The 21,248-nt window shown below is 72.9% G+C and carries 22 protein-coding genes; 7 read left to right on the top strand and 15 right to left on the bottom strand.

Going from position 1 to position 21,248, the window contains the following annotated elements:
• The first annotated feature begins 29 nt into the window (after positions 1–29).
• Positions 30–1,397 carry a WD40 repeat domain-containing protein gene (locus ABD292_RS04850; protein ID WP_344205512.1) on the top strand — a complete coding sequence of 456 codons (1,368 nt, stop codon included), beginning with the start codon at positions 30–32 and terminating at the stop codon, positions 1,395–1,397.
• Between the two features lie 9 nt (positions 1,398–1,406).
• Here the strand turns inward: ABD292_RS04850 and ABD292_RS04845 are convergent, their stop codons facing one another.
• Positions 1,407–2,336, bottom strand: a complete 930-nt coding sequence (locus ABD292_RS04845) for an AraC family transcriptional regulator (protein ID WP_344205510.1) — start codon at positions 2,334–2,336, stop codon at positions 1,407–1,409.
• A 59-nt stretch (positions 2,337–2,395) separates the two neighbouring features.
• Here ABD292_RS04845 and ABD292_RS04840 point away from each other — a divergent pair, with 59 nt between their 5' ends.
• Positions 2,396–3,304, top strand: coding sequence for an SDR family NAD(P)-dependent oxidoreductase (locus tag ABD292_RS04840; RefSeq protein ID WP_344205509.1), 909 nt, complete (start codon positions 2,396–2,398; stop codon positions 3,302–3,304).
• 2 nt (positions 3,305–3,306) lie between these two features.
• Here ABD292_RS04840 and ABD292_RS04835 read toward each other — a convergent pair whose 3' ends face one another.
• Positions 3,307–3,792: an NUDIX domain-containing protein gene (locus ABD292_RS04835; RefSeq protein WP_344205507.1), complete on the bottom strand. Its 486-nt coding sequence runs from the start codon at positions 3,790–3,792 to the stop codon at positions 3,307–3,309.
• A gap of 95 nt (positions 3,793–3,887) precedes the next feature.
• Between ABD292_RS04835 and ABD292_RS04830 the strand changes: the two genes are divergently transcribed.
• From ABD292_RS04830 to ABD292_RS04815, 4 genes are all read left to right on the top strand, one after another.
• Entirely contained in the window at positions 3,888–4,229 is a 342-nt protein-coding gene (locus ABD292_RS04830; RefSeq protein WP_329579802.1) for an ArsR/SmtB family transcription factor, read from the top strand.
• A 68-nt stretch (positions 4,230–4,297) separates the two neighbouring features.
• The gene (locus ABD292_RS04825; RefSeq protein WP_344206434.1) at positions 4,298–5,926 is read left to right on the top strand and encodes a SulP family inorganic anion transporter; all 1,629 of its coding nucleotides are present in this window, start codon (positions 4,298–4,300) and stop codon (positions 5,924–5,926) included.
• Between the two features lie 56 nt (positions 5,927–5,982).
• Positions 5,983–6,729, top strand: a complete 747-nt coding sequence (locus ABD292_RS04820; protein ID WP_425564997.1) for a beta-phosphoglucomutase family hydrolase — start codon at positions 5,983–5,985, stop codon at positions 6,727–6,729.
• A complete protein-coding gene (locus ABD292_RS04815) occupies positions 6,726–9,089 on the top strand; it encodes a glycoside hydrolase family 65 protein (protein ID WP_344205504.1) in 2,364 nt (787 codons plus the stop codon). Before ABD292_RS04820 ends, ABD292_RS04815 begins: the two co-directional genes overlap by 4 nt.
• A 3-nt stretch (positions 9,090–9,092) precedes the next feature.
• Here the strand turns inward: ABD292_RS04815 and ABD292_RS04810 are convergent, their stop codons facing one another.
• The 11 genes from ABD292_RS04810 to ABD292_RS04760 all read right to left on the bottom strand — a co-directional run bounded on the left by ABD292_RS04810 (position 9,093) and on the right by ABD292_RS04760 (position 18,940).
• Positions 9,093–10,994: an APC family permease gene (locus ABD292_RS04810; protein WP_344205503.1), complete on the bottom strand. Its 1,902-nt coding sequence runs from the start codon at positions 10,992–10,994 to the stop codon at positions 9,093–9,095.
• 86 nt (positions 10,995–11,080) lie between these two features.
• Positions 11,081–12,022: an urease accessory protein UreD gene (locus tag ABD292_RS04805; RefSeq protein ID WP_344205501.1), complete on the bottom strand. Its 942-nt coding sequence runs from the start codon at positions 12,020–12,022 to the stop codon at positions 11,081–11,083.
• Positions 12,004–12,678, bottom strand: coding sequence for an urease accessory protein UreG (gene ureG / locus ABD292_RS04800; protein WP_344205499.1), 675 nt, complete (start codon positions 12,676–12,678; stop codon positions 12,004–12,006). Before ureG ends, ABD292_RS04805 begins: the two co-directional genes overlap by 19 nt.
• A 14-nt stretch (positions 12,679–12,692) precedes the next feature.
• A complete protein-coding gene (locus ABD292_RS04795; RefSeq protein ID WP_344205497.1) occupies positions 12,693–13,364 on the bottom strand; it encodes an urease accessory protein UreF in 672 nt (223 codons plus the stop codon).
• Complete coding sequence (gene ureC, locus ABD292_RS04790; RefSeq protein ID WP_344205496.1) at positions 13,361–15,085, bottom strand: urease subunit alpha; 1,725 nt, start codon at positions 15,083–15,085, stop codon at positions 13,361–13,363. The genes ABD292_RS04795 and ureC overlap by 4 nt, the downstream gene beginning before the upstream one ends.
• 5 nt (positions 15,086–15,090) lie before the next feature.
• Entirely contained in the window at positions 15,091–15,570 is a 480-nt protein-coding gene (locus tag ABD292_RS48875) for an urease subunit beta (protein WP_425564996.1), read from the bottom strand.
• 33 nt (positions 15,571–15,603) lie between these two features.
• On the bottom strand, positions 15,604–15,909 hold the full coding sequence (locus ABD292_RS04780; RefSeq protein WP_344205494.1) for an urease subunit gamma: 306 nt from the start codon (positions 15,907–15,909) through the stop codon (positions 15,604–15,606).
• Positions 15,910–15,919: 10 nt separating this feature from the next.
• Positions 15,920–16,852 (bottom strand): urea transporter, encoded by a 933-nt coding sequence (locus ABD292_RS04775; protein WP_344205493.1) that lies wholly within the window; start codon positions 16,850–16,852, stop codon positions 15,920–15,922.
• 107 nt (positions 16,853–16,959) lie between these two features.
• Complete coding sequence (gene crcB, locus ABD292_RS04770; RefSeq protein WP_344205491.1) at positions 16,960–17,331, bottom strand: fluoride efflux transporter CrcB; 372 nt, start codon at positions 17,329–17,331, stop codon at positions 16,960–16,962.
• Positions 17,328–17,726 (bottom strand): fluoride efflux transporter CrcB, encoded by a 399-nt coding sequence (crcB, locus tag ABD292_RS04765; RefSeq protein WP_344205490.1) that lies wholly within the window; start codon positions 17,724–17,726, stop codon positions 17,328–17,330. Before crcB (ABD292_RS04765) ends, crcB (ABD292_RS04770) begins: the two co-directional genes overlap by 4 nt.
• Positions 17,723–18,940, bottom strand: coding sequence for an ammonium transporter (locus ABD292_RS04760; RefSeq protein ID WP_344205488.1), 1,218 nt, complete (start codon positions 18,938–18,940; stop codon positions 17,723–17,725). The genes crcB (ABD292_RS04765) and ABD292_RS04760 overlap by 4 nt, the downstream gene beginning before the upstream one ends.
• 141 nt (positions 18,941–19,081) lie before the next feature.
• On the opposite strand from ABD292_RS04760, the gene ABD292_RS04755 reads away from it, so the two are divergent.
• Positions 19,082–19,942: an LLM class F420-dependent oxidoreductase gene (locus ABD292_RS04755; protein ID WP_344205486.1), complete on the top strand. Its 861-nt coding sequence runs from the start codon at positions 19,082–19,084 to the stop codon at positions 19,940–19,942.
• Between the two features lie 7 nt (positions 19,943–19,949).
• On the opposite strand, the gene ABD292_RS04750 is transcribed toward ABD292_RS04755, so the two are convergent.
• Both ABD292_RS04750 and ABD292_RS04745 read right to left on the bottom strand, forming a co-directional pair.
• Positions 19,950–20,561, bottom strand: coding sequence for a class I SAM-dependent methyltransferase (locus ABD292_RS04750; protein ID WP_344205485.1), 612 nt, complete (start codon positions 20,559–20,561; stop codon positions 19,950–19,952).
• The gene (locus tag ABD292_RS04745; RefSeq protein ID WP_425564994.1) at positions 20,558–21,244 is read right to left on the bottom strand and encodes a TIGR04282 family arsenosugar biosynthesis glycosyltransferase; all 687 of its coding nucleotides are present in this window, start codon (positions 21,242–21,244) and stop codon (positions 20,558–20,560) included. The genes ABD292_RS04750 and ABD292_RS04745 overlap by 4 nt, the downstream gene beginning before the upstream one ends.
• Positions 21,245–21,248 lie beyond the last annotated feature (4 nt).

Genomic DNA, 21,248 nt, shown 5'->3' with positions numbered 1-21,248 from the left:
GCTCCTGGCGTCTTGGAATGATGCGAAGGGTGATCCGACACACCCCTGCTCCGGGCAGCGGGGACGCCCTGGCGATCCTGCGCTCCCGCCTGCGGGAGCTGCATCTGCATGCCGGGGAGCCCAGCTTCCGTGCTCTGGCTCACCGGACCCGGGCGATGAGCCACACCACTGCGCACGCGGTGATCCGCTGCCGGAGGCTGCCGCAGTGGGGCAACCTGGAACTCGTCGTCGAAGCCCTCGACGGCGATGTCGCGACCTTCCACGCCCTGTGGCTGGCCGCCCGCACAACGGTGACCGAGCCGCCGGCCGCGCCGTCGGTCCCGCGCGAGGAGGAGCCGCGGTATCAGCTGGTGGCCGAGCTGGGCCACCAGGCGCTTCCGGTGAGAGGCGTCGCGTTCCACCCGGACGGGCACACGCTGGCCAGCGCGGGCGACGACAGAATGGTGCGGCTGTGGGACGCGAAGACCGGCCGCCCCCTGGGCGAGCCGCTGACCGGCCACACTGCTGCTCTGCGGGCACTGGCGTTCCATCCGAACGGACACCTGCTGGCCAGCGCCGGAGACGACACCACGGTCAGGCTGTGGGATGCCGGGAACGGGCGGCCGGTCGGCGGCCCGCTGGCGGGCCACACCAACGCCGTCATGGCCGTGGCGTTCCACCCGGACGGGCATGCGCTGGCCAGCGCGGGCGACGACAGAATGGTGCGGCTGTGGGACGCGAAGACCGGCCGCCCCCTGGGCGAGCCGCTGACCGGCCATGCCGCAGGTCTGTGGGCGCTGGCCTTCCACCCGGACGGGCACCTGCTGGCCAGCGCCGGCTACGACAAGACCATCCGACTCTGGGATGCCATGACGTGGCGGCCGCTGCGCGAGCCGCTGACCGATCACCCAGCGGGCATCCGGGCCCTCGCGTTCCACCCGGACGGGCATGCGCTGGCCAGCGCCGGCTACGACGGAGCCGTGCGGCTGTGGGACACGAGGACCTGGCGGACCGAGGGTCATCCGCTCGTCGCGAAGACCGCCAGGGTCGTGGCAGTGGCCTTCCACCCGGATGGGCACCTGGTGGCCGGCGTCGACCGTGACGAGGGGGTGCACATGTGGGACGTCTCCACGGGGCGGCTGGTGCGTGGTCCGGTCGTCGACCACGGCGTTCCTGTCAGGACCATCGCCTTCCATCCGGAGGGGATCCTGCTGGCCAGTGCCGACGACAGGTCCGTACGGCTCTGGAAGAGCACCGAACCGGAGACCGAGCAGGTGCTGCGTCAGCACATCGCCGGCTTGCGCGCCCGGTTGGAGGCCGTGGAACGAGAACGCGACGAGCTGGCCGCACTCGTCCAACGCCTCAGAACCGCTGATCGTCCGATTCGTGCAGAGGCGCCGAGGCCCGGGAACGGCTGAGACAAGAGGTCACCGTCCTGCGCGCCGGCGGTAGTCGCGGGGCGAGAGGCCGAGGCGGCGCTTGAACGCGTTGCTCAGCGCGCTCACCGACCCGTAGCCGACCTGGCGGGCGATCGCCTCCAGCGTCTCGTCGCCGCGCCGCAGCCGGGCGGCGGCCAGTTCGAGGCGCCAGCCGGTCAGGTATTCCAGCGGCCCCTGCCCCACGACCTGCTTGAACCGGGCGGCCAGCGTCGAGCGGGACACCGCCGCGACCCCGGCGAGCTGGGACACGGTCCAGGCACGGGCGGGGTCGGCGTGCATGGCCCGCAGCGCGGGAGCCACGACCGGGTCGGTGAGCCCGGCCGGCCAGCCCGACGTGCCGCCCGGACCGGCGGTGGCCAGGTGGAGGCGCAGGAGGTGGATCAGCATGACCAGGGCGAGATGCTCGGTGACCAGGGTCGAGGCGGGCGGCCGGGCGCGCAGCTCGGCGGCGATCTGCTCCAGCGCCCAGCGCACGGTGGCGGCCTCGGCGGTGTGGCCGGGCACATGGATCACCGGTGGCAGGGCGTCGAGCAGCAGCTCCCTGGCCCGTTCGCCGAAGTCGAACCGGCCGGCGAGAAGGATCACGTCCGCGCCGTCGCCGACGCGGGCCACGCCGTCCGTGGCCGCCGCGAAGATCGGCCCGGCCGGGACCGGGCGCACGCCCGCGCCGGCGGCCAGGGTGAAGGCGCGCGGCTGGACGAGCAGGAAGCAGTCGCCCTCGGCCAGCTCGATCGGCTCCGGCACGCCCTCCACGGTGAGCAGGCACCGCCCCCGGCGGATCGCGTTGAACTTGACCCCCTCGGGCGGCTCGAACGCCAGCGCCCACTCCCCTCCGGCGGCCAGCCCGACGGAGAGGCGGCTGGTGGTGCCGACGAGGGTGAGAACCTCTTCGAGAGGATCAGCTTGCTGGACGCTCACGCAACTATTCTCGACGCTGTCTCATTCCACGTCCAGCCGGGCGTTTCTAGGCTGACCACATGACACGCATCAGCACCCCTTTCACCGCCAGGACCACGGCCACGGAGATCCTGGCCGGCGTCGACCTCACCGGGCGGCGCGTCATCGTGACCGGCGGCGCCTCCGGGATCGGCGCGGAGACCGTACGGGCCCTCAAGGGAGCCGGAGCCGAGGTCACGCTGGCCACCCGCCGTCCCGCCGACGGGCAGCGGGCGCTGGACCTGAGCGATCTCGGGTCGGTACGGCGCTTCGTGGCCGAGTGGAGCGGGCCGGTGCACGCGATCGTGGCGAACGCCGGGATCATGGCGCTGCCTGCCCGCCGGACGACCCCCTACGGCTGGGAGCTCCAGCTCGCGACGAACTTTCTCGGGCACTTCGCCCTGATCGCCGGCCTGCACGAGCACCTGCGGCAGGCGGGCGGCGCGCGGGTGGTCATGGTCAGCTCGGGAGCCCAGCTGGGCGCGCCGTTCGACTTCGACGACCCGCACTTCGAGCGCCGCCCGTACGATCCGTGGACCGCGTACGCGCAGTCGAAGACGGCCGACGTGCTGCTCGCGGTCGCCGTCGCCCGGCGCTGGGCCGCCGACGGCATCACCGCGAACGCCCACGAGCCCGGCTACGTCCACACCAACCTGCAGCGGCACGTCGACCAGGCCACCATGCGGGCGATGGGCGCGATGGACGACGACGGGAACCTGCTGACCCCCGGCTACTTCAAGACGCCCGAGCAGGGGGCCGCCACCTCGGTGCTGCTCGCCGCGTCCCCGCTGCTGGACGGCGTGACCGGCCGCTACTTCTCCAACGACAACCAGGAGGCCGAGGTGGTGCCGGGCGGCCCGGACTCGACCGGCGGCGTCGCGGCCTGGTCCGTGGACCCCGGCGCCGCCGACCGGCTCTGGGACCTCGCCACCGCCGCCTGCCGCCCGTAGCCCTACAGGCCGAGGGGCACCGGCCGGGCCGGCGGGCCGCCGGCGAGGAGCGCCGCCAGCGGTGTCGCCAGGTCACGCGGCGAGAACAGCTCGGGCCCGCGGTAGCCGGCGATCTCCTGGAGCGTCCACCAGCGGAAGGCGTCGAGGTGCTCGGCGGCCAGTTCCTCGTCCGACCGCGCGCCCCGGGGCGCGAACGACGGGACGCGGACGAGGAAGTAGTCGTTGACCACGCCGTCGTAGCCCGCCGCGTGCCCGGAGGCGACCACCCGCTGGTGCCACACGTGCGGCGGGTCGGCCTCGACCGCCAGCCCCACCTCTTCATCCAGCTCGCGCCGCAACGCGGCGAGCGGCGCCTCCCCCGGTTCGACGCCACCGCCGGGGGCCGCCCACACGATCGTCTTCCGGAAGGCCAGGCGGCAGAGCAGGATGCGGTCGTCGTCGTCGAGGACGACCGCGCGGACGGCATGGCGCAGGTTCATCTCAGGCATCCGGCATCTTATGCCGCAGGGAGCCCGCCGGGGGCGCGGGCTTCGCATCTGACGAATTGCGAACTTTCGCAATTGCGAGCAGAATGGGGAACGTGATGTCGGTGCCTTTGTACGAAGCCAAGGCCGAGCTGTTCAGGCTCCTGGGCCATCCGGTGCGCATTCGCGTCCTGGAGCTGCTGCAGGACGGGCCGAAGCCGGTCCGCGACCTGCTGGCCGCGATCGAGGTCGAGCCGACCGGGCTGTCCCAGCACCTGGCCGTGCTGCGCCGCTCCGAGCTGGTGACCGCCCGCCGCGACGGCTCGACCGTGGTCTACGCGCTGTCCGGCGGCGACGTCGCCGAGCTGCTGCGGGCGGCCCGCGCCCTGCTGAGCGCCAAGCTGTCGGGCCGGCACGCGCTGCTCAGCGAACTACTCGAAGAAGAGACCGACCACCGGTGAATCCCGTGCTCGCGGCGGGCCTCGGCCGCCTGCGCTCCGTCCTGCCCGCCCGCGCCGATCTGGCCGCGATGGGCCGTCGTCCGCGGCGCGACCTGCTCGCCGGGCTGACGGTGGCGATCGTGGCGCTGCCCCTGGCGCTCGGGTTCGGCATCTCCTCCGGACTCGGCGCCGAGGCCGGGCTCGCCACGGCGGTGGTGGCCGGCGCCCTCGCCGCCGTCTTCGGCGGGTCCGCGCTGCAGGTGTCCGGGCCGACCGGGGCCATGACGGTGGTGCTGGTGCCGATCATGCACGCGCACGGCGCGTCCGGCGTGCTCACGGTGGGCGTGCTGGCCGGGCTGCTGCTGGTGGGGCTGGCCCTCGCCCGGGCGGGCCGTTACATGGCGCTCGTCCCCGCGCCGGTGGTGGAGGGCTTCACCCTGGGCATCGCGTGCGTGATCGGCCTGCAGCAGGTGCCGGCCGCGCTCGGCGTGCCCACCCCCGAAGGCGACAAGGTGCTGGCCGTGGCCTGGCAGGCGGTGCTCGCCTTCGCCGCCCGCCCCGACTGGATCGCGCTCACGATGGCCGTCGCGGTCGCGGCGGTGATGCTGGCCGGGGGACGCCTGCGGCCGGGCGTGCCGTTCTCGCTGCTGGCCGTGGCCGCCGCCACCGTCGTCGCCGAGCTGGCCGGGCTGCCGGTGACGCGCATCGACGCCCTGCCCTCCGGGCTGCCCGCCCCCTCGTTGTCCTTCCTCGACGTGAGCGCCCTGGGCTCGCTGATCGCCCCCGCCGTCGCGGTGGCCGCGCTCGCCGCGCTGGAGTCGCTGCTGTCGGCCGCCGTCGCCGACGGCATGAGCGTCAGCCACCGGCACGACCCCGACAGGGAGCTGTTCGGCCAGGGCCTGGCCAACCTGGTGGCGCCGCTGTTCGGCGGCGTGCCGGCCACGGGCGCGATCGCCCGCACCGCCGTCAACGTACGCTCGGGCGCCTCCTCCCGGCTGGCCGCGCTCGCCCACGCGGCGATCCTCGGGGTGATCGTGTTCACCGCCGCCGACCTCGTGGCCCGCATCCCGCTGGCGGCGCTGGCGGGGGTGCTGCTGGCCACCGCCGTACGGATGGTCGAGGTCGGCTCGGTGGCGGCCATGCTCCGCTCCACCAGGGCCGACGCGCTCGTGCTCGCGCTGACCGCGATCGCCACCCTCGCGCTCGACCTGGTCGCCGCCGTCATCATCGGCCTGGTCGTGGCCGGCGCGCTGGCGTTGCGCGCCATCGCCCGCGACGTGCGGCTGGACGCGATGCCGCTGCACCCGGACCTGCCCGGCGACCACGACGCCGAGGAACACGCGCTGCTGGCCGAGCACATCGTCGCCTACCGGCTGGACGGGCCGCTGTTCTTCGCGGCCGCGCACCGTTTCCTGCTGGAGCTGTCCGAGGTCGCCGACGTCTCGGTGGTCGTCCTGCGGATGTCCAGGGTCACCACCGTGGACGCGAGCGGCGCGCTGGTGCTCGGCGACGCCATCTCCCGCCTGGAACGGCGCGGCATCACCGTGTACGTCTCCGGCATCCGCGACGGCCACCACCGGCCGCTGCGCGCCCTCGGCGTCATCTCGCGGCTCGACGAGGCCGGGCAGGTGTTCGCCACCACCCCCGAGGCGATCGCCGCCGCCCGCCACCGCCTCTGCCTGGACGGCGTCCTGCCCGCCGTCCGGGCCGACGGCTGACGGGTATTCGCAGGTCAGCCGGGTATTCACCTCCCTCAGGGGGACGAATGCTGGGGATGCCTGACGGAATCCGCGGGTGCCTGTTCGACATGGACGGCGTGCTGACGCGCACCGCCACCGTGCACGCCGCGGCGTGGAAGACGATGTTCGACGAGTTCCTGCGCGAGCGGGACGGGGCCGCGTTCGTGCCCTTCGACGCGAAGGCCGACTACGACCGCTACGTGGACGGCAAGAAACGCGTGGACGGGGCGAGGAGCTTCCTGCGGGCGCGGGGCATCAGCCTGCCGGAGGGGACACCGGACGACCCGCCCGGCGCGATGACCGTCAACGGGTTGAGCAACCGCAAGAACCAGCTCGTGCAGGCCATCATCGACCGGGACGGCGTGGAGGTGTTCCCCGGCTCCGTCCGCTTCCTGGACGCGGTCCAGGAGGCGGGGCTGCGTACGGCCGTGGTGTCGTCGAGCGCCAACACCGTTCACGTCCTGACGGCCGCCGGGCTCGCCTCGCGGTTCGGGGCCAGGATCGACGGCGTCGTGGCCCGCGAGCGGCGGCTGGCGGGCAAGCCGGCCCCGGACATGTATCTCGCGGCGGCCGAGGCGCTGGCGCTGAAGCCGGCGGAGGCGGCCGTGTTCGAGGACGCCCTGGCGGGGGTCGCGGCCGGCCACGCGGGCGGGTTCGGCTTCGTCGTCGGCGTCGACCGGACGGGACAAGCCGAGGCGCTGCGCCGGCACGGCGCCGACGTCGTGGTCACCGACCTGGCCGAGCTCCTGGAGCACGGGGCGCGCCCCCGGGACGCGGGATGATCCGGCACCCCGCGTTCGAGGTCGAGCCGTGGGCGCTCCGGGAGAACCGGCTGGACCTGGACGTGCTGGCGCAGACCGAGTCGGTGTTCGCGCTGTCCAACGGCCACATCGGCCTGCGCGGCAACCTGGACGAGGGCGAGCCGCACGGGGAGCCGGGCACCTACCTCAACGGGTTCTACGAGCTGAGGCCGCTGCCGTACGCGGAGGGCGGCTACGGCTATCCGGAGTCGGGGCAGACGGTGGTGAACGTCACCAACGGCAAGCTGATCCGGCTGATGGTCGGCGACGAGCCCTTCGACCTGCGGTACGGGACGCTGCACCAGCACGAACGCGTCCTCGACCTGCGCGCCGGCACCCTCACACGCACGGCGCACTGGAGCTCGCCGACCGGCACCTCGGTGCGGGTCAGGTCCACGCGGCTGGTGTCGTTCACCCATCGCGCGATCGCCGCGATCCGGTACGAGGTCGAGGCCGTCGACCGGCCGACCCACCTCGTCGTGCAGTCGGAGCTGGTCGCCAACGAGACGCAGACGTCGCAGGACGGTGACCCGCGGGCCGCCGCGGTGCTGCGCTCTCCCCTGGTGGCGGAGGAGAGCGTCCTCGGGGACGGCCTGTCGATCATGGTGCACCGCACCCGGGCCAGCGGCCTGCGGGTCGCGGCGGGCATGTGGCACGAGATCGACGGGCCGGACGGCACCCTGACCGAGGCGCAGGGCAGCGACGACGTCAGCCGGGTGACCGTGGCCACGCGCCTGGCCCCCGGGGGGACGCTGCGGATCGTCAAGTTCTTCTCCTACGGATGGTCGCGCAGGCGTTCGCGGCCCGCCCTGCACGATCAGGTGGCCGCGGCGCTGGCGGCCGCCCGCCTGGTCGGCTGGGACGGCCTGTACGCCGACCAGCGGCGTTTCCTCGACGGCTTCTGGGACGGCGCCGACGTGGAGGTGGAGGGCGACGCCGAGGTGCAGCAGGCCGTACGTTTCGGGCTGTTCCACCTGCTGCAGTCCGCCGCGCGCCTGGAGGAGCGCCCCCTGCCGGCCAAGGGCCTGACCGGGTCCGGCTACGACGGGCACGCCTTCTGGGACACCGAGATCTTCGTGCTGCCCGTGCTCACCTACACCTATCCGCGAGCCGTCGCGGACGCGCTGTCGTGGCGGCGGTCCACGCTTCCCCTCGCCCGGGCCCGCGCCGGGCAGCTCGGGCTGCGCGGCGCCGCCTTCCCCTGGCGGACCATCCACGGCGAGGAGTGCTCCGGCTACTGGCCGGCCGGAACCGCGGCCTTCCACGTCAACGCCGACATCGCGCACGCGGTCGCCCAGTACGTCGACGCCACCCAGGACGAGCCGTTCGACGGCCGGACCGGCCTGCACGTGCTCGTGGAGACGGCCCGGCTGTGGCTCGCCCTCGGGCACCACGACGCGGCCGGGCGGTTCCGCATCGACGGGGTGACCGGGCCGGACGAGTACACCGCCGTCGCCGACAACAACGTGTACACGAACCTGATGGCCCAGCGGAACCTGCGCGAGGCGGCCGAGGCCGTGGCCCGCCATCCGGCGCTCGCGGCGGCGCTCGACGTCACCACGGAGGAGACCCGCGGCTGGCGCGAGGCGGCGGAGGCGATGACCGTCCCCTACGACGAGCGGCTGGGGGTGCACCCGGAGAGCGAGGGCTTCACCCAGCACGCGCTCTGGAACTTCGCCACCACCGGTCCCGAGCGCTACCCGCTGCTGCTGCACTTCCCCTACTTCGATCTCTACCGCCGGCAGGTGGTCAAGCAGGCGGACGTCGTACTCGCGATGCACCTGCGCGGCGACGCCTTCACCCCCGCCCAGAAAGCTCGCAACTTCGCCTACTACGAGGCCCTGACCGTACGCGACTCGTCCCTGTCGGCCTGCACCCAGGCGGTCATCGCCGCCGAGGTGGGACACCTGGAGCTGGCCTACCGCTACCTGGGAGAGGCGGCGCTGATGGACCTCGCCGACCTGGAGAAGAACACCGTGGACGGCGTGCACATGGCGTCGCTGGCCGGGGCGTGGATCGCCCTCGTGGCGGGGTTCGGCGGGATGCGCGCGGGCGGGGGGCGGATGTGCTTCGCGCCCGCCCTGCCCGCCGGCATCACCCGGCTCGCCTTCCGGCTGCGGTACCGCGGCAGCCTGCTGAGCGTCAGCGCCACGCGGGAGGCGACGGCCTACCGGCTCCTCCAGGGGCCGCCGATCACCCTGACCCATCACGGCGAGCGGGTCGACCTGGGCGGCGAGGAGGTCACCCGGCCCAACCCGCCGCGGCCCACGCCGGAGCAGCAGGTCCACCAGCCACCCGGCCGCGAGCCCCGCCCGCGCCGGCCCCGCGAGCCCGGCGGGTGAGGCTCAGTTCGGCACCGGGAACGGCACGAAGCACACCATCGCGCCCGTGTGGTCGCGCAGGGACGCGGCCAGGAGCAGGTCACGCTGGGTGTGCAGGAGCCGGTAGCGGGGACGGGGCGGCTCGATCCGCGGGATCACCACGGCGATCCATCGGCCGCGCGCCTCCTGGCGGCGCACGTACTCGACGACGGGGCGGACCACCGCGTGGCGGGGGCTGTCCAGGATCTTCAGCCGGGCGTGCGGGTTCCACCGTTCCCACTCCGCGCGCAGGTCGCCGAGCTCGTCCGGGGTGTCGGAGACGACGACGGCGACGACCTCCCCGCCGAGGGCCAGTGCCGCGCCGAGCGCCCGTTCCGACAGGGCGCTGATGGCCTCCCCCGGGCTGAGGGGGACGATCACCAGCCGGTCCTCCGGCTCGGGGCGGTGCGGGGGCGGCGGGGTCCGGCCGAGCCCGAGCGCGGTCCCGACCCGGGCGTAGTAGCGCTCCACCCACCTGAAGAGCACGATCAGCAGCGGGACGGCCACGAGCACCGCCCAGGCGCCCTCCGTGAACTTCGTGACGAGCAGCACCAGCGTGGCCACCGTCGTCGCCACGGCGCCGGCGCCGTTCAGCAGCGCCTTGCGCGTCCATCCCGGCGGGCGTTCCCGCCACCAGTAGCGGACGAGCCCCAGCTGGCTGATCGTGAACCCGGTGAACACCCCGATCGCGAACAGCGGGATCAGCCGGTGGGTCTGCGCGTCCAGCACGATCAGGAGCACCGCGGCGAGCACGGCCACCGCGACGACGCCGTAACGGTGGACGGGCCGCTCGGAGCGCAGGGTGAACAGGTGCGGGAGCCGGTGGTCCTTGGCCAGCAGCGCCATCAGCACCGGCAGGCCGCCGAAGCTGGTGTTGGCGGCCAGGCCGAGCGCGAGGGTGACGATGACGTTGACCGCGACGTAGAGCCAGCCCGTGCCGTACGCGCCGGCGGTGAGCTGGGCCAGGATGGTGACGCCCGAGCGCGGCACGACCTCGTCGCGCCGGATGAGCAGCGCCATCCCGACGAGCATCGTCCCGAGCAGCAGGCCGAGCATCAACTCGGTCCGCTGGGCCCGGCGCACCCGCGGCCGGCGGAACATCGGCACCCCGTTGGCGATGGCCTCCACGCCGGTCAGCGCCGAGCAGCCCGAGGAGAACGCCTTGAGTATCAGCAGCACGCTGAGGGCCTCGTGCGCGGGCAGGGGCTCGGCCGCGCCGACGACCGCCGCCGGGTGGGAGCGCGCCAGGCCGACGACGACCATGCCGAGGATGCTCACGATGAACAGCAGGGTCGGCACCGCCAGCACGCGGGCGCTGTCGGCGATGCCGTACAGGTTGAGCGCGGTGAGCACGGCCAGCCCCACCAGGCAGGTCCCGAGGAGATGGGGGCGCAGGACGGGGAAGGCGGAGGCGAGGCTCGCCGCGCCGGCCGCCAGGCTCACCGCGACGGTGAGCACGTAGTCCACGACGAGCGCGGCGGCGGCCAGCAGGCTCACCGTCGGGCCGAAGCTCCGCTTGGCCACCGCATAGGAGCCGCCGCCGTCGGGGAAGGCGGCGATCACCTGGCAGTAGGAGGTCACCAGCAGGATGAGCAGCGCGGCGATGGCCAGCGTGATCGGCAGCGTGTGGCCGACCGCGGCGCTTCCCGCGGCGACGAGGACGAGGGCGATCGCCTCCGGGCCGTAGGCGACGGAGCTGAGCGCGTCGAGGGACAGCGCCACCAGCCCCTGGAAGCTCGTCAGGTGGCGTTTGTCGCCCTCGCCGTGCCGGAGCTGGACCTTGGGCGCCCTGTTCGAGGACAGGAGGGCGCCCGTGGTGGCGACGGCACGGCTCGCGGACAGGCCCCCCGCCCCCTGGAGATGGGCATCCGGTTCGTGATCGGCCACCGAGACTCCCCCGTCGTTTCCATCGGCTGTCCGGCGGCCCACCCGCGCGGAGATGTCGCTGTGTCCGGCTCCCCTGGAACCGCGCTTCAGGGTTTGCGCCGGTCCGGCGCGGGATGTCCCACGATCAGCCGCCGGGCGAGATCCCACAGCCGGTGCAGGGTCGCGAGGACGGGCGGGGACTCCGGCCCCAGCAGCCGGACCCAGGCGCCCGCCCCGTTCGGCAGGGTGCTCGCCCCGCCCGCCGTCCCGCTGCCCGCCGCCGCCTCGTGCAGGGCGTCGGCCAGGGCGCCCGCCTCGACGGCCTGGGTGATGACGTACAGGGTGGCCAGCACCCCGTGCTCGCCGAACATGGCCGGGCCCGCGACGGGGGAACGCCCGGGGACGAGCCTGAGCGGATCGGCGAACAGCAGCGCGCCGCCGGGGCGGTGCACGGACAGGTCGCTGCAGTAGACGGTGTAGGCGTGCCGCTCGCCCCTGGCCAGCCGGCCGGCCAGCATGGTCTCGGCGACGATCGCCGAGGCGCCGGGATCGCAGGTCAGGTGCGTCCGCTGGTAGAAGCGGGAGCCGGCGAACGGGATCACCGGGTCCGGCAGGTACTCCAGGTAGCCGCCGGGGCCGGCCGTGAGCCGGACGAGCTGCGTGCCGTAGTCCTGCTCCATCCGGTAGACCTTGGTGGCGGTCTGGGTGGTCACGTGCACCGAGGCCCCCGCGCCGCAGGTCACGTCGATGCGGTAACGGTCGCCCTGGAGGACGCCGGCGCCGGCCGACATGACGAACACGTACGGCAGATCCGGGCGGGCCGGGTCGTAGTAGAGCGGCCGCATGATCTGCAGCGGCGTCTTCTGGTAGTGGCCCGTCAGCTCGGTTCGCCCGCCGCGCCGCTCGAAGGCCAGGTCGAGCACGCCCACCTTGCCGGAGGTGCCGACCTGCAGGGTGTCCAGGGCCTGCGTGTGCCTGGCCACCTCCTCCGGGACGGAGGGGATCGTGTAGTGGCCGGCCGCGAGCCGGTCTAGGCGCTCGGCGAGCATGCGCGCCTGCGGCTGGTGATGAAGTCGGCGACCTCCGGCACGCCCGTGCCCCGCAGGGCGTCGGTGAGGATCACCGGCCGGCTGTCGCGGACCCGGTCGGCGTCGCGGGCCATCGCGTCGAGGTCGGCCCGCACGTACGGCGCGATGTCGATCTTGTTGATGACGAGCAGGTCGGAGTCGGTGATGCCCGGCCCGCGCTTGCGCGGCATCTTGTCGCCCTCGCCGGTGTCCAGCACGAACAGGTAGACGTCGGCCAGCAGCGGGCTGAAGGTGAGGGTGAGGTTGTCGCCGCCGCTCTCGTACAGCAGCGTGTCGATGTCCTCGAAGCGTTCCAGGAGCTCGGCGCCGGCGGCCAGGTTCATGGACGGGTCGTCGCGGACGGCCGTGTGCGGGCAGGAGCCGGTCTCCACGCCCATGATCCGCGCCGGGTCCAGCACGCCGTCCAGGGTGCGCCTGACGTGGTCGGCGTCCTCCTGGGTGTAGATGTCGTTGGTGATGACGCCGACGCTGTGCCCGCGCCGCAGCAGGATCGGCACGAGCGCCTCGATCAGCGCCGTCTTGCCCGAGCCGACCGGGCCGCCGACGCCGACCTTGAAGACGCGGTCCAGCGCCGTGGTCAGGGGGGCGTCCGCGGCCTGGTGCGCGTGTCGATGCATGGGTGCGCAGCCTTTCATGTGGTGAAGAGCCGAGCCGGCGCCCGCTCGTGGGCGCAGCTCATCGTGTCGGCCATCGGCGTGGCGGCGTGCAGGTCGAGCGGGCCGCGGGCGGCCAGGGCGGCGGCCGCGGCCCGCTCGATCGCGTCCCCGGCGCCGTACAGGGTGGCCTGGGCCTGGCGGAAGTCGAGCCGGCGCAGCCGGACGGCCGCGCTGACCCAGCTCGCCGCGAAGGCGTACAGGTCGCCCGTCACCGCGCCGTCCTCCGGCACGCCGAGCCCGGCGTAGGCCGTGCCCAGGACGACCGCGTGGTTGCCCGGCGCGGCTCCCGCCGCGACCAGCTCCATCAGCCGGAGCAGCTGCGGGGTGGCGAAGACCGTGGCGGCCGTGCGCAGGACCTGGTTGCCGGTCCTGGTCGCGGCCGCGCGCAGCTCCCTGTTCAGCTTGATGGCGTGCAGCCGCCGGTCGACCGCCACCACCGTGTCCCAGTCGTCCCCGCGTACGGCCCGGTGGGCGAGCACCAGCGCGGTCGCGTCGCCCGGTCCCGCCGCGTGCAGCAGCACGTCCTCCAGCAGCGCGGCGACGTCCACGGGCCCCGCCTGGGCGTAGGCCTCCAGCCCGTGCGAGAGCGTGTACAGCCCGCCGGGGAAGGCGGAGTCGGCCAGCTGGAGCTGGGCGAGCAGGCTCATGCCAGGAAGAACAGGTGGTTCAGCGGCAGTTCCTCGGCCGGCGCGATGGTCGCGTGCTCGCCGTCGACGGTGACCTTGAACGTCTCCGGGTCCACGGTGATCCTGGGCAGCGCGGAGTTACGCACCATGTGCCGTTTGTCGACCGTACGGGTGTGGCGGACCCTGGCGATCAGCCGCTGCAGGCCGAGCCGGTCCGGCACCCCGGCGGCGATGGCCGCGTCCGGCAGGAAGGTCACGTTGCTCTTGCGCTGCGCCATCCCCATCGCGCCGAACATCGGCCGGTAGTAGACGGGCTGCGGCGTCGGCAACGAGGCGTTCGGGTCCCCCATCTGCGCCCAGTTGATCAGCCCTCCCTTGACCACGACGGCGGGCTTGGCGCCGAACGAGGTGAACGGCCAGAGCACGATGTCGGCCAGCTTGCCGTCCTCCAGCGAGCCGACCGTCTCGGCGATGCCCACGGTCCTGGCCGGGTTGATGGTCAGCTTGGCCAGATAGCGCAGCACCCGGAAGTTGTCGTTGCGCTCGGAGTCCTCCGGCAGCCTGCCCCGCTGGTCCTTGCAGTGGTGCGCGGTCTGGAAGGCGCGAGTGAAGGTCTCGCCGACCCGGCCCATGGCCTGGGAGTCGGAGGAGAACATGCTGATCACGCCCATGTCCTGCAGCACCGTCTCGGCGGCGATGGTCTCCGCGCGGACCCGGCTGTCGGCGAAGGACACGTCCTCGGGGATGTCGTGGCTGAGGTGGTGGCAGACCATCACCATGTCGAGCAGCTCGTCCACCGAGTTGATCGTGTACGGGAGCGTCGGGTTGGTCGAGGACGGCAGCGCGTTCGGCTCGCCGGCGATGCGGATCAGGTCGGGCGCGTGCCCGCCGCCCGCGCCCTCGGTGTGGAAGGTGTGGATGGCCCGGCCGTCGATGGCGCTGATCGTGTCCTCCAGGTAGCCGGCCTCGTTGAGGCTGTCGGAGTGCAGCGCCACCTGGACGTCGTAGTCGTCGGCCACCCGCAGCGCGCAGTCCACCACGGACGGGGTGGAGCCCCAGTCCTCGTGCACCTTGAGCACGCACGCCCCGGCCTCGATCTGCTCGGCCAGCGAGCCCGGCAGGCTGGAGTTGCCCTTCGCCATGACGCCGATGTTGACCGGCAGCGCCTCGACTGCCTGGAGGATCCGGCCGATGTTCCACGGGCCGGGCGTGCAGGTCGTGCCCCGGGTGCCGTCGGTGGGGCCGGTGCCGCCGCCGATCAGCGTCGTGATGCCGTTGGAGAGCGCGGCCTGGGCCTGCTGCGGCGCGATCAGGTGGACGTGCGGGTCGATGGCGCCCGGCGTGGCGATCATGTGCTCGCCCGCCAGCACCTCCGTGCCCACGCCGATGACCAGCCGGCGGTCCACGCCGTTCTGGGTGTGCGGGTTGCCCGCCTTGCCGATGCCGACGATCCTGCCGTCCTTGATGCCGATGTCGCCCTTGACGACGCCGAGGATCGGGTCGAGCACGACCGCGTTGGTGATCACCAGGTCGAGCGCGATCGTGGCGTTCTGCGAGAGCGGGTCGGCCGACATGCCGTCGCGCACGGTCTTGCCGCCGCCGTAGACGGCCTCGTCGCCGTAGTGGCCGGCGGTGTGGTCCTTCTCGATCTCGATGACCAGGTTGGTGTCCGCCAGACGGACGCGGTCGCCCACCGTCGGGCCGAACATGCTCCCGTACTGCTCGCGGCTCATCGTGGCCATCGGTGTCAGCCCTTCTTCTTGCTGGGGGACTTCTTGGACACGGCGGGTTTCTGCGGTTTATCCGGTTTCTGGGGTTTCGCGCCGCCCGCGGGCTGGATGGTGGCCGACGGCTCCGGCTCGTCGGCGTAGCCGAGCTCGGCCAGCCGCCGCAGCGCGCGGATCCTGGCGTCCCTGGTCCTGAGGCCGCCGTCGACCAGGCCGGCGAAGCCGACGATGCGCATCCCGCCGCCGTACTCGACCAGGTTCACCTGGTGGGTGTCGCCCGGCTCGATGCGGACCGCGGTGCCCGCCGGGATGTCGAGGTGCATGCCGTACGCCTTCTCCCGGTCGAAGCGGAGCGCCCGGTTGGCCTCGAAGAAGTGGTAGTGCGAGCCCACCTGGACGGCCCGGTCCCCGATGTTGCGCACGGTCAGCCTGACCGTGCGCCGCCCGGCGTTGATCTCGATCGGGCCGTCGGCGTAGACGACCCTGTCCGTGTCCGTCATGACGAACCGGTCCTTTCTGCTCCGGCGGCGGTGTCAGCCGCCGATGGGGTCGTGGCAGGAGACGAGCTTGGAGCCGTCCTTGAACGACGCCTCGACCTGCATCAGCTTGAGCATCTCGCGCACGCCCGGCATGACGTCGCCGGCGCCGAGCACGTTCTTGCCGAGCTCCATGCACTCGGCGACGGTCTTGCCCTCCCTGGCGCCCTCCAGCACCGCGACGCTGATCAACGCCACCGCCTCGCTGTAGTTCAGCTTCAGGCCGCGGTCACGCCGCTTGGCCGCCACGTCGGCGACCACGTAGACCAGCAGTTTGTCGATCTCACGCGGAGCGAGATTCATGAGCTCTCCTTCAAGTGGGAACGCGCCGGACGCCGGACAACACCGGCACCGCCGCCAGAAAGATCCAGGTGACCACGACGAACGGCCAGGTCAGCGTGTGCCCGCCGACCGGCGCGAACAGGTTCGCGACGAACGCCGTCAGGACGGTCGCCGAGATCGCGCCCGCCAGGGCGTAGGCCAGGCCGAGTGCGCTCGGCCTGACGAAGGTGCCGCACAGGGCGATCCCGGTGAGCACCGCGTTGTAGCCGTACAGCCCGGCTCCGATGTCGGCGGCCTGCGCGCCGAGCAGGATCGCCACCACGATGCCCACCGCGCTGGAGACCAGCGCGGTCGCGGCCACCGTCCAGCCGGCGAACGCCAGGCCGATCAGGAAGATCAGCCCGACGTACCACGTGCCCTGGAAGAACACCTGGCCGATGCCGTTGAACAGCCCCTGCCACAGATCGGAGAACGTCACCGACGCCCCCGGGTGGGCGGCCGACGGCGGCGTCGCGAAGGCGCGTCCCCGCCAGAGCCGCTCGTACGCGGGCGCGCCGACCACCATGAACGTGGTCACCGCGCAGAACGGCGCCGTGAACGTCGGCAGGTTGTGCGGGGTCAGCAGCGCGTTCAGCGCCGACGTCAGGACGCTGCCCATGATCGCGCCGACGACCACGAGCAGCACGGTGATCCAGCGGGTGTCGAAGTACAGCACCAGCGCGACGCCGATCAGCGTCCCGTTGAAGCCCTCCAGGCCGCCGGTCAGCCGGTCCCGCGAAGCGCCGAGGATCCAGGCGGTGAGCGTCGCCACGACCGTGCCGAGCAGTCCGAAGACCCCGAACTGCCAGCCGCCGGCGAACAGCGCGACGATGAAGCAGATCGCCGTCCGCCAGTCGGTCTGGAAGTCGACCTGGCTGACGCCTCGGAGCGTGCCGAGAGGCATGCCCGAGACCGTTGCGCGCATGCCCGCTCACTCCTTCTGCCCTTCGTGGCTCGAACCATCGACGTCGTTCCCGGAGATTTGCCGGGAGAAAGTCGTCTTGCGGTCGAGAGGTTCTTTAATCACGACCTTCAGAGCGACCGGCCGAGCAGATGACACAGGGAGACGGCGGCCAGGCCCAGGACGAGGTTCATGGCGATGTTGACCAGCGCCTTGCCCGTGGAGCCCGCGGTGAGCAGCTTGTACGTGTCGGCGCTGAAAGTGCTGAACGTGGTGAGCGCGCCGCAGAACCCGGTGCCGATCAGCGACAGCACCACGCCCGGCAGGGCGTCGCGCGAGGCGAAGCCCATGAGCAGGCCGAGGACGGCCGAGCCGATCACGTTGACGGCCAGCGTGCCCCACGGCAGCCCGGCGCCGGCGCGCTTCTTGACGGCGGCGTCCACGAGGTAGCGCGCGGGGGCGCCGATCAGGCCGCCGACGAAGACCGCCAGGACGAGGATCATCGCCTGCCCTTCCCTACGGTGATGCCGGCCCAGACGGCCAGCAGCCCGAGGACGACGCTGAGCACGAGGTAGACGGCGGCCCACCCCGGCGAGCCGCCCACCGTGAGCTCGCGTACGCCGTCCACGAAGTGGGAGAAGGTGGTGAAGCCGCCCAGGAACCCGGTGCCGAGCAGCAGCTTGACCGGCCGGCGGTGCAGCGGGAGCCTGGTCAGCTCACCGGTCAGCAGCCCCATGAGCAGGCAGCCCAGGGTGTTGACCACCAGCGTCGGCCACGGCAGCGGATGGTCGGCGCCCACCAGCGTCTGGGTGAGCAGGTGCCGGACGACCGCGCCGACGCCGCCACCGACCGCGACGAAGGCCAGGGCCCGCCAGGGAGGCGCGGCGGCGGCCGTCATCCCTCGGTCCCGAGCTGCACGTCGGTGCCCGCGAGCTGCTCGGCCTCGGTCTCGCGCATGCGCAGCAGTCTGTCCACGACCTTGCCGATCAGGTAGGTCACGACGAAGGAGTAGATCGCGACCGCGATGATCGCGGCGATCTGCTTGAGCAGCAGCTCGATCGAGCCCCCGTACAGCAGGCCCTTGGTCGGGCTCGCCACGGCGCCGGTCGCGAACAGGCCGATGAGGACCACGCCGACCACGCCGCCCGCGCCGTGCACGCCGACCACGTCGAGGGTGTCGTCGTAGCCGAGGACGAGCTTCCAGGTGACGGCGAAGGACACCACGACGGCGGCCACGATCCCCACGACGAACGCGCCCTCGGAGCTGACGTAGGCGCAGGAAGGGGTGATGGCCACGAGCCCGGCCAGCGCCCCCGTGGCCGAGCCGAGCCGGGTGAAGTGCTTGTACCGGAACCACTCGATGACCAGCCACGTCAGCATGCCGGCCGCACCGGCGATCATGGTGCTGAGGAACGCGGTCACCGCCACGCTGCCGTCGGCCATGGCCGAGCCGGCGTTGAAGCCGAACCAGCCGAACCACAGCAGGGCCAGCCCGAGCATGACCAGCGGGATGTTGCTGGGCCGGGGCGGCTCCTTCCTGCGGAACCTGACGCTCGGACCCAGCGCGATGGCCAGGGCCAGGCCCGCCATGCCGGAGTTCAGCTCGACGACCAGGCCGCCGGCGAAGTCGAGCACCCCCCAGCGGTTGATCCACCCGGCCGGGGCGAACACCCAGTGCGCGATGGGGAAGTACACGAGCGTCACCCACACCACGGAGAAGACGATCCACGGCCCGAGCCTGGTCCTGCCGGCCACCGAGCCGCTGATCAGCGCCACCGTGATGATCGCGAAGGTGAGCTGGAACAGCGCGAAGGCGTACGTCGGGACGCGGCCGTGCAGCATGACGGGTGAGATGTCGGCGAAGCGCAGGTCCCCGAACCCGATCAGGCCGGCGCCGCCCACGTCGGGGCCGAAGACGAGGCCGTAGCCGTAGCCGAACCACAGGATGGTCACCAGCGCGATCGAGACGAAGCTCATGAAGATCATGCTCAGCACGTTCTGCGCGCGGACCATGCCGCCGTAGAAAAAGGCGAGCCCAGGGGTCATGAGCAGCACCATGGCGGCGCTGACGAGCACCCACGCGGAATCCCCGGTATTCAGACCTGGTGGCATGAGCCGACCTCCTTCTCCTGGTGAAAAGGTGATCGGCCGAGCCGGTGCCAAAACGGTACTGAATTTCTTTTGCCGAAGATATGTCGCAATCATCGGCGTTCGATCTGGGCAGGTCAGTGCCAGACGAAGGGAGAAGACGTCATGGATCTTTCCGGTGTGGGCGTGTGGAGCCATCACCTGCGCTACGGCGACCCGGGTGAGGCCGCGGAGGCGGCCACCGAGCTGGAGGAGCTGGGCTACAGCGCGCTGTGGGTGCCGGACACGGGAGGACCGGTCTTCGAGGCCGTCGGCAACCTCCTGACGGCCACCCGCCGGATCGTCGTGGCCACCGGGATCCTGAACCTGTGGATGCACGATCCCGCCGACGTCGCCGCCTCCTTCGCCGAGCTCTCCTCGGGCCACCACCACCGCTTCCTCATGGGCATCGGCGTGAGCCACGCGGTGGCGGTCGACCGGCAGGAGCCGGGCCGCTACCGCAAGCCGCTGGCGGCGATGACGGCGTTCCTCGACGCGCTGGACCGGGCGGATCAGCCCGTGCCGGAGGACAGCCGGGTGCTGGCGGCGCTCGGCCCGAAGATGCTGGACCTCGCCGCGAAGCGGGCACGGGGCGCGCATCCGTACCTCGTCACGCCCGAGCACACCCGGCAGGCGCGGGAGGCGCTGGGTGACGGCCCGCTCCTGCTCCCCGAGCAGACGGTGATCCTCTGCTCGGGCAAGGACGAGGCGCGCGCGATCGGCGGGGAATGGCTGCGGCGCTACCTGTCGCTGCCGAACTACGCCAACAACCTGCTGCGCCTCGGCTACACGGAGGAGGACGTGGAGTCGGTGAGCGACCGGCTGTTCGACGGCCTGATCGCCTGGGGCGACGAGGAGGCGATCCGGCGCCGGCTGGACGAGCACCGCGCCGCCGGCGCCGACCACGTCTGCCTCCAGGTCCTCACGGCCGACGCGGACGCCCTGCCGCGCCGCGAGTGGCGCGCTCTCGCCGTCGCGCTCATGTGAGCCGGGTTCAGCGGATCAGGGCCAGCCAGCGGCCGTGCGCCGGCCAGCAGCGGGCCTCGGTGAACCCGGCGGCCAGCGCGACCCGGCGCAGGTCGCTCGCCGAGACGGTCGCCCAGGCGAACCATGCGCCGGTGACCGGTCCGCGGCGCAGCCGTACCCGGTCGACCCGGCTCGTCGTGCCGGGCGGCGCGACCTCGGCCAGGACCGTGCCGCCGGGCCTGATGAGCTGCCCGACCCGCCGCAGCAGGGCCTCGGGGTGGCCGCCGATGCCGATGTTGCCGTCGGCGAGCAGCGCCGTCGCCCAGCGGCCGCTGAAGGGGACGTCGTCGTAGACGTCCCTGAGCAGGGCGAATCCTCCGGCGCGGCGGGTCAGGGCGACGGCGCGCGGGGTGATGTCGATGCCGAGCGAACGCACGCCGCGCCGGGTCAGCGCCGCCGTCAGGCGCCCGGGGCCGGAGCCGATGTCGAGCGTGGGGCCGGCGCAGCGGCTCAGCAGCTCCTCGTCGCCGTCGATGGGCTCGAACCAGCGGGCGGCCTCCAGGGGGACGCGGGTGCCGTCCACGTACTCGAGTTCGGCGCTCTCCCCGGCGAGCGCGTCGGCGTAGAGCTCCCCGATCATCGGCCCAGCTCCCGCAGCGCCGCGGCGAAGCAGGATCCCGGCGCCTGGCCCGCGACCGTGGCGGCGTCGGCGGCGGTGTCGACGTCGGTCAGCTCGGGCAGCAGGAGCACGCTCAGCCCGGCGCGTTCGAGCCGGTCGAGCTGGAGCTTGCCGGTGTCCGGGCGCGACATGGGCACCCCGAGCAGCAGCGCGGGGTCGGGCCTGCGCAGGCCGAGCAGCCAGAAGCCGCCGTCGGCCGCCGGGCCGTACACCGCGTCGTGCTCCGTCAGCGCCGCGCCGGCCTCGTCCAGCAGGGCGGGGGTGACCTGCGGGGTGTCCATGCCGATGAGGACGACCGGGCCCGGCCGGAGCCGGCAGGCGTCGGAGAAGGCGGCGGCCAGGCGCTCGTCCAGCCCCGCGCCGCGCTGCGGGATCACCACCAGCCCCGGGGGCAGCCAGCTTCCCGGCAGCCCGTCCAGCGCCAGCACCCGCTGGGCGGCCGGCGTGGCGGCGACGGCCCGCAGGCTGTCGCGCAGCGCGGCCTCGGCCAGGACGGCGGCCTGCTCCGGGCTGAACGGCGGGGTCAGCCGGGTCTTCACCCGGCCCGGCACCGGCTCCTTGGCGATGACCAGGAGCTGCGGCAGGTGATCGGGATGACGGTGACTCAGACGATGACTCAGACGGTGACTCAGACGGTGACTCAACGGA

The sequence above is a fragment of the Nonomuraea bangladeshensis genome, from assembly GCF_039529455.1.
In the GTDB taxonomy this organism is placed as follows: domain Bacteria; phylum Actinomycetota; class Actinomycetes; order Streptosporangiales; family Streptosporangiaceae; genus Nonomuraea; species Nonomuraea bangladeshensis.
This window is presented reverse-complemented; position numbering and strand designations above follow the sequence as displayed.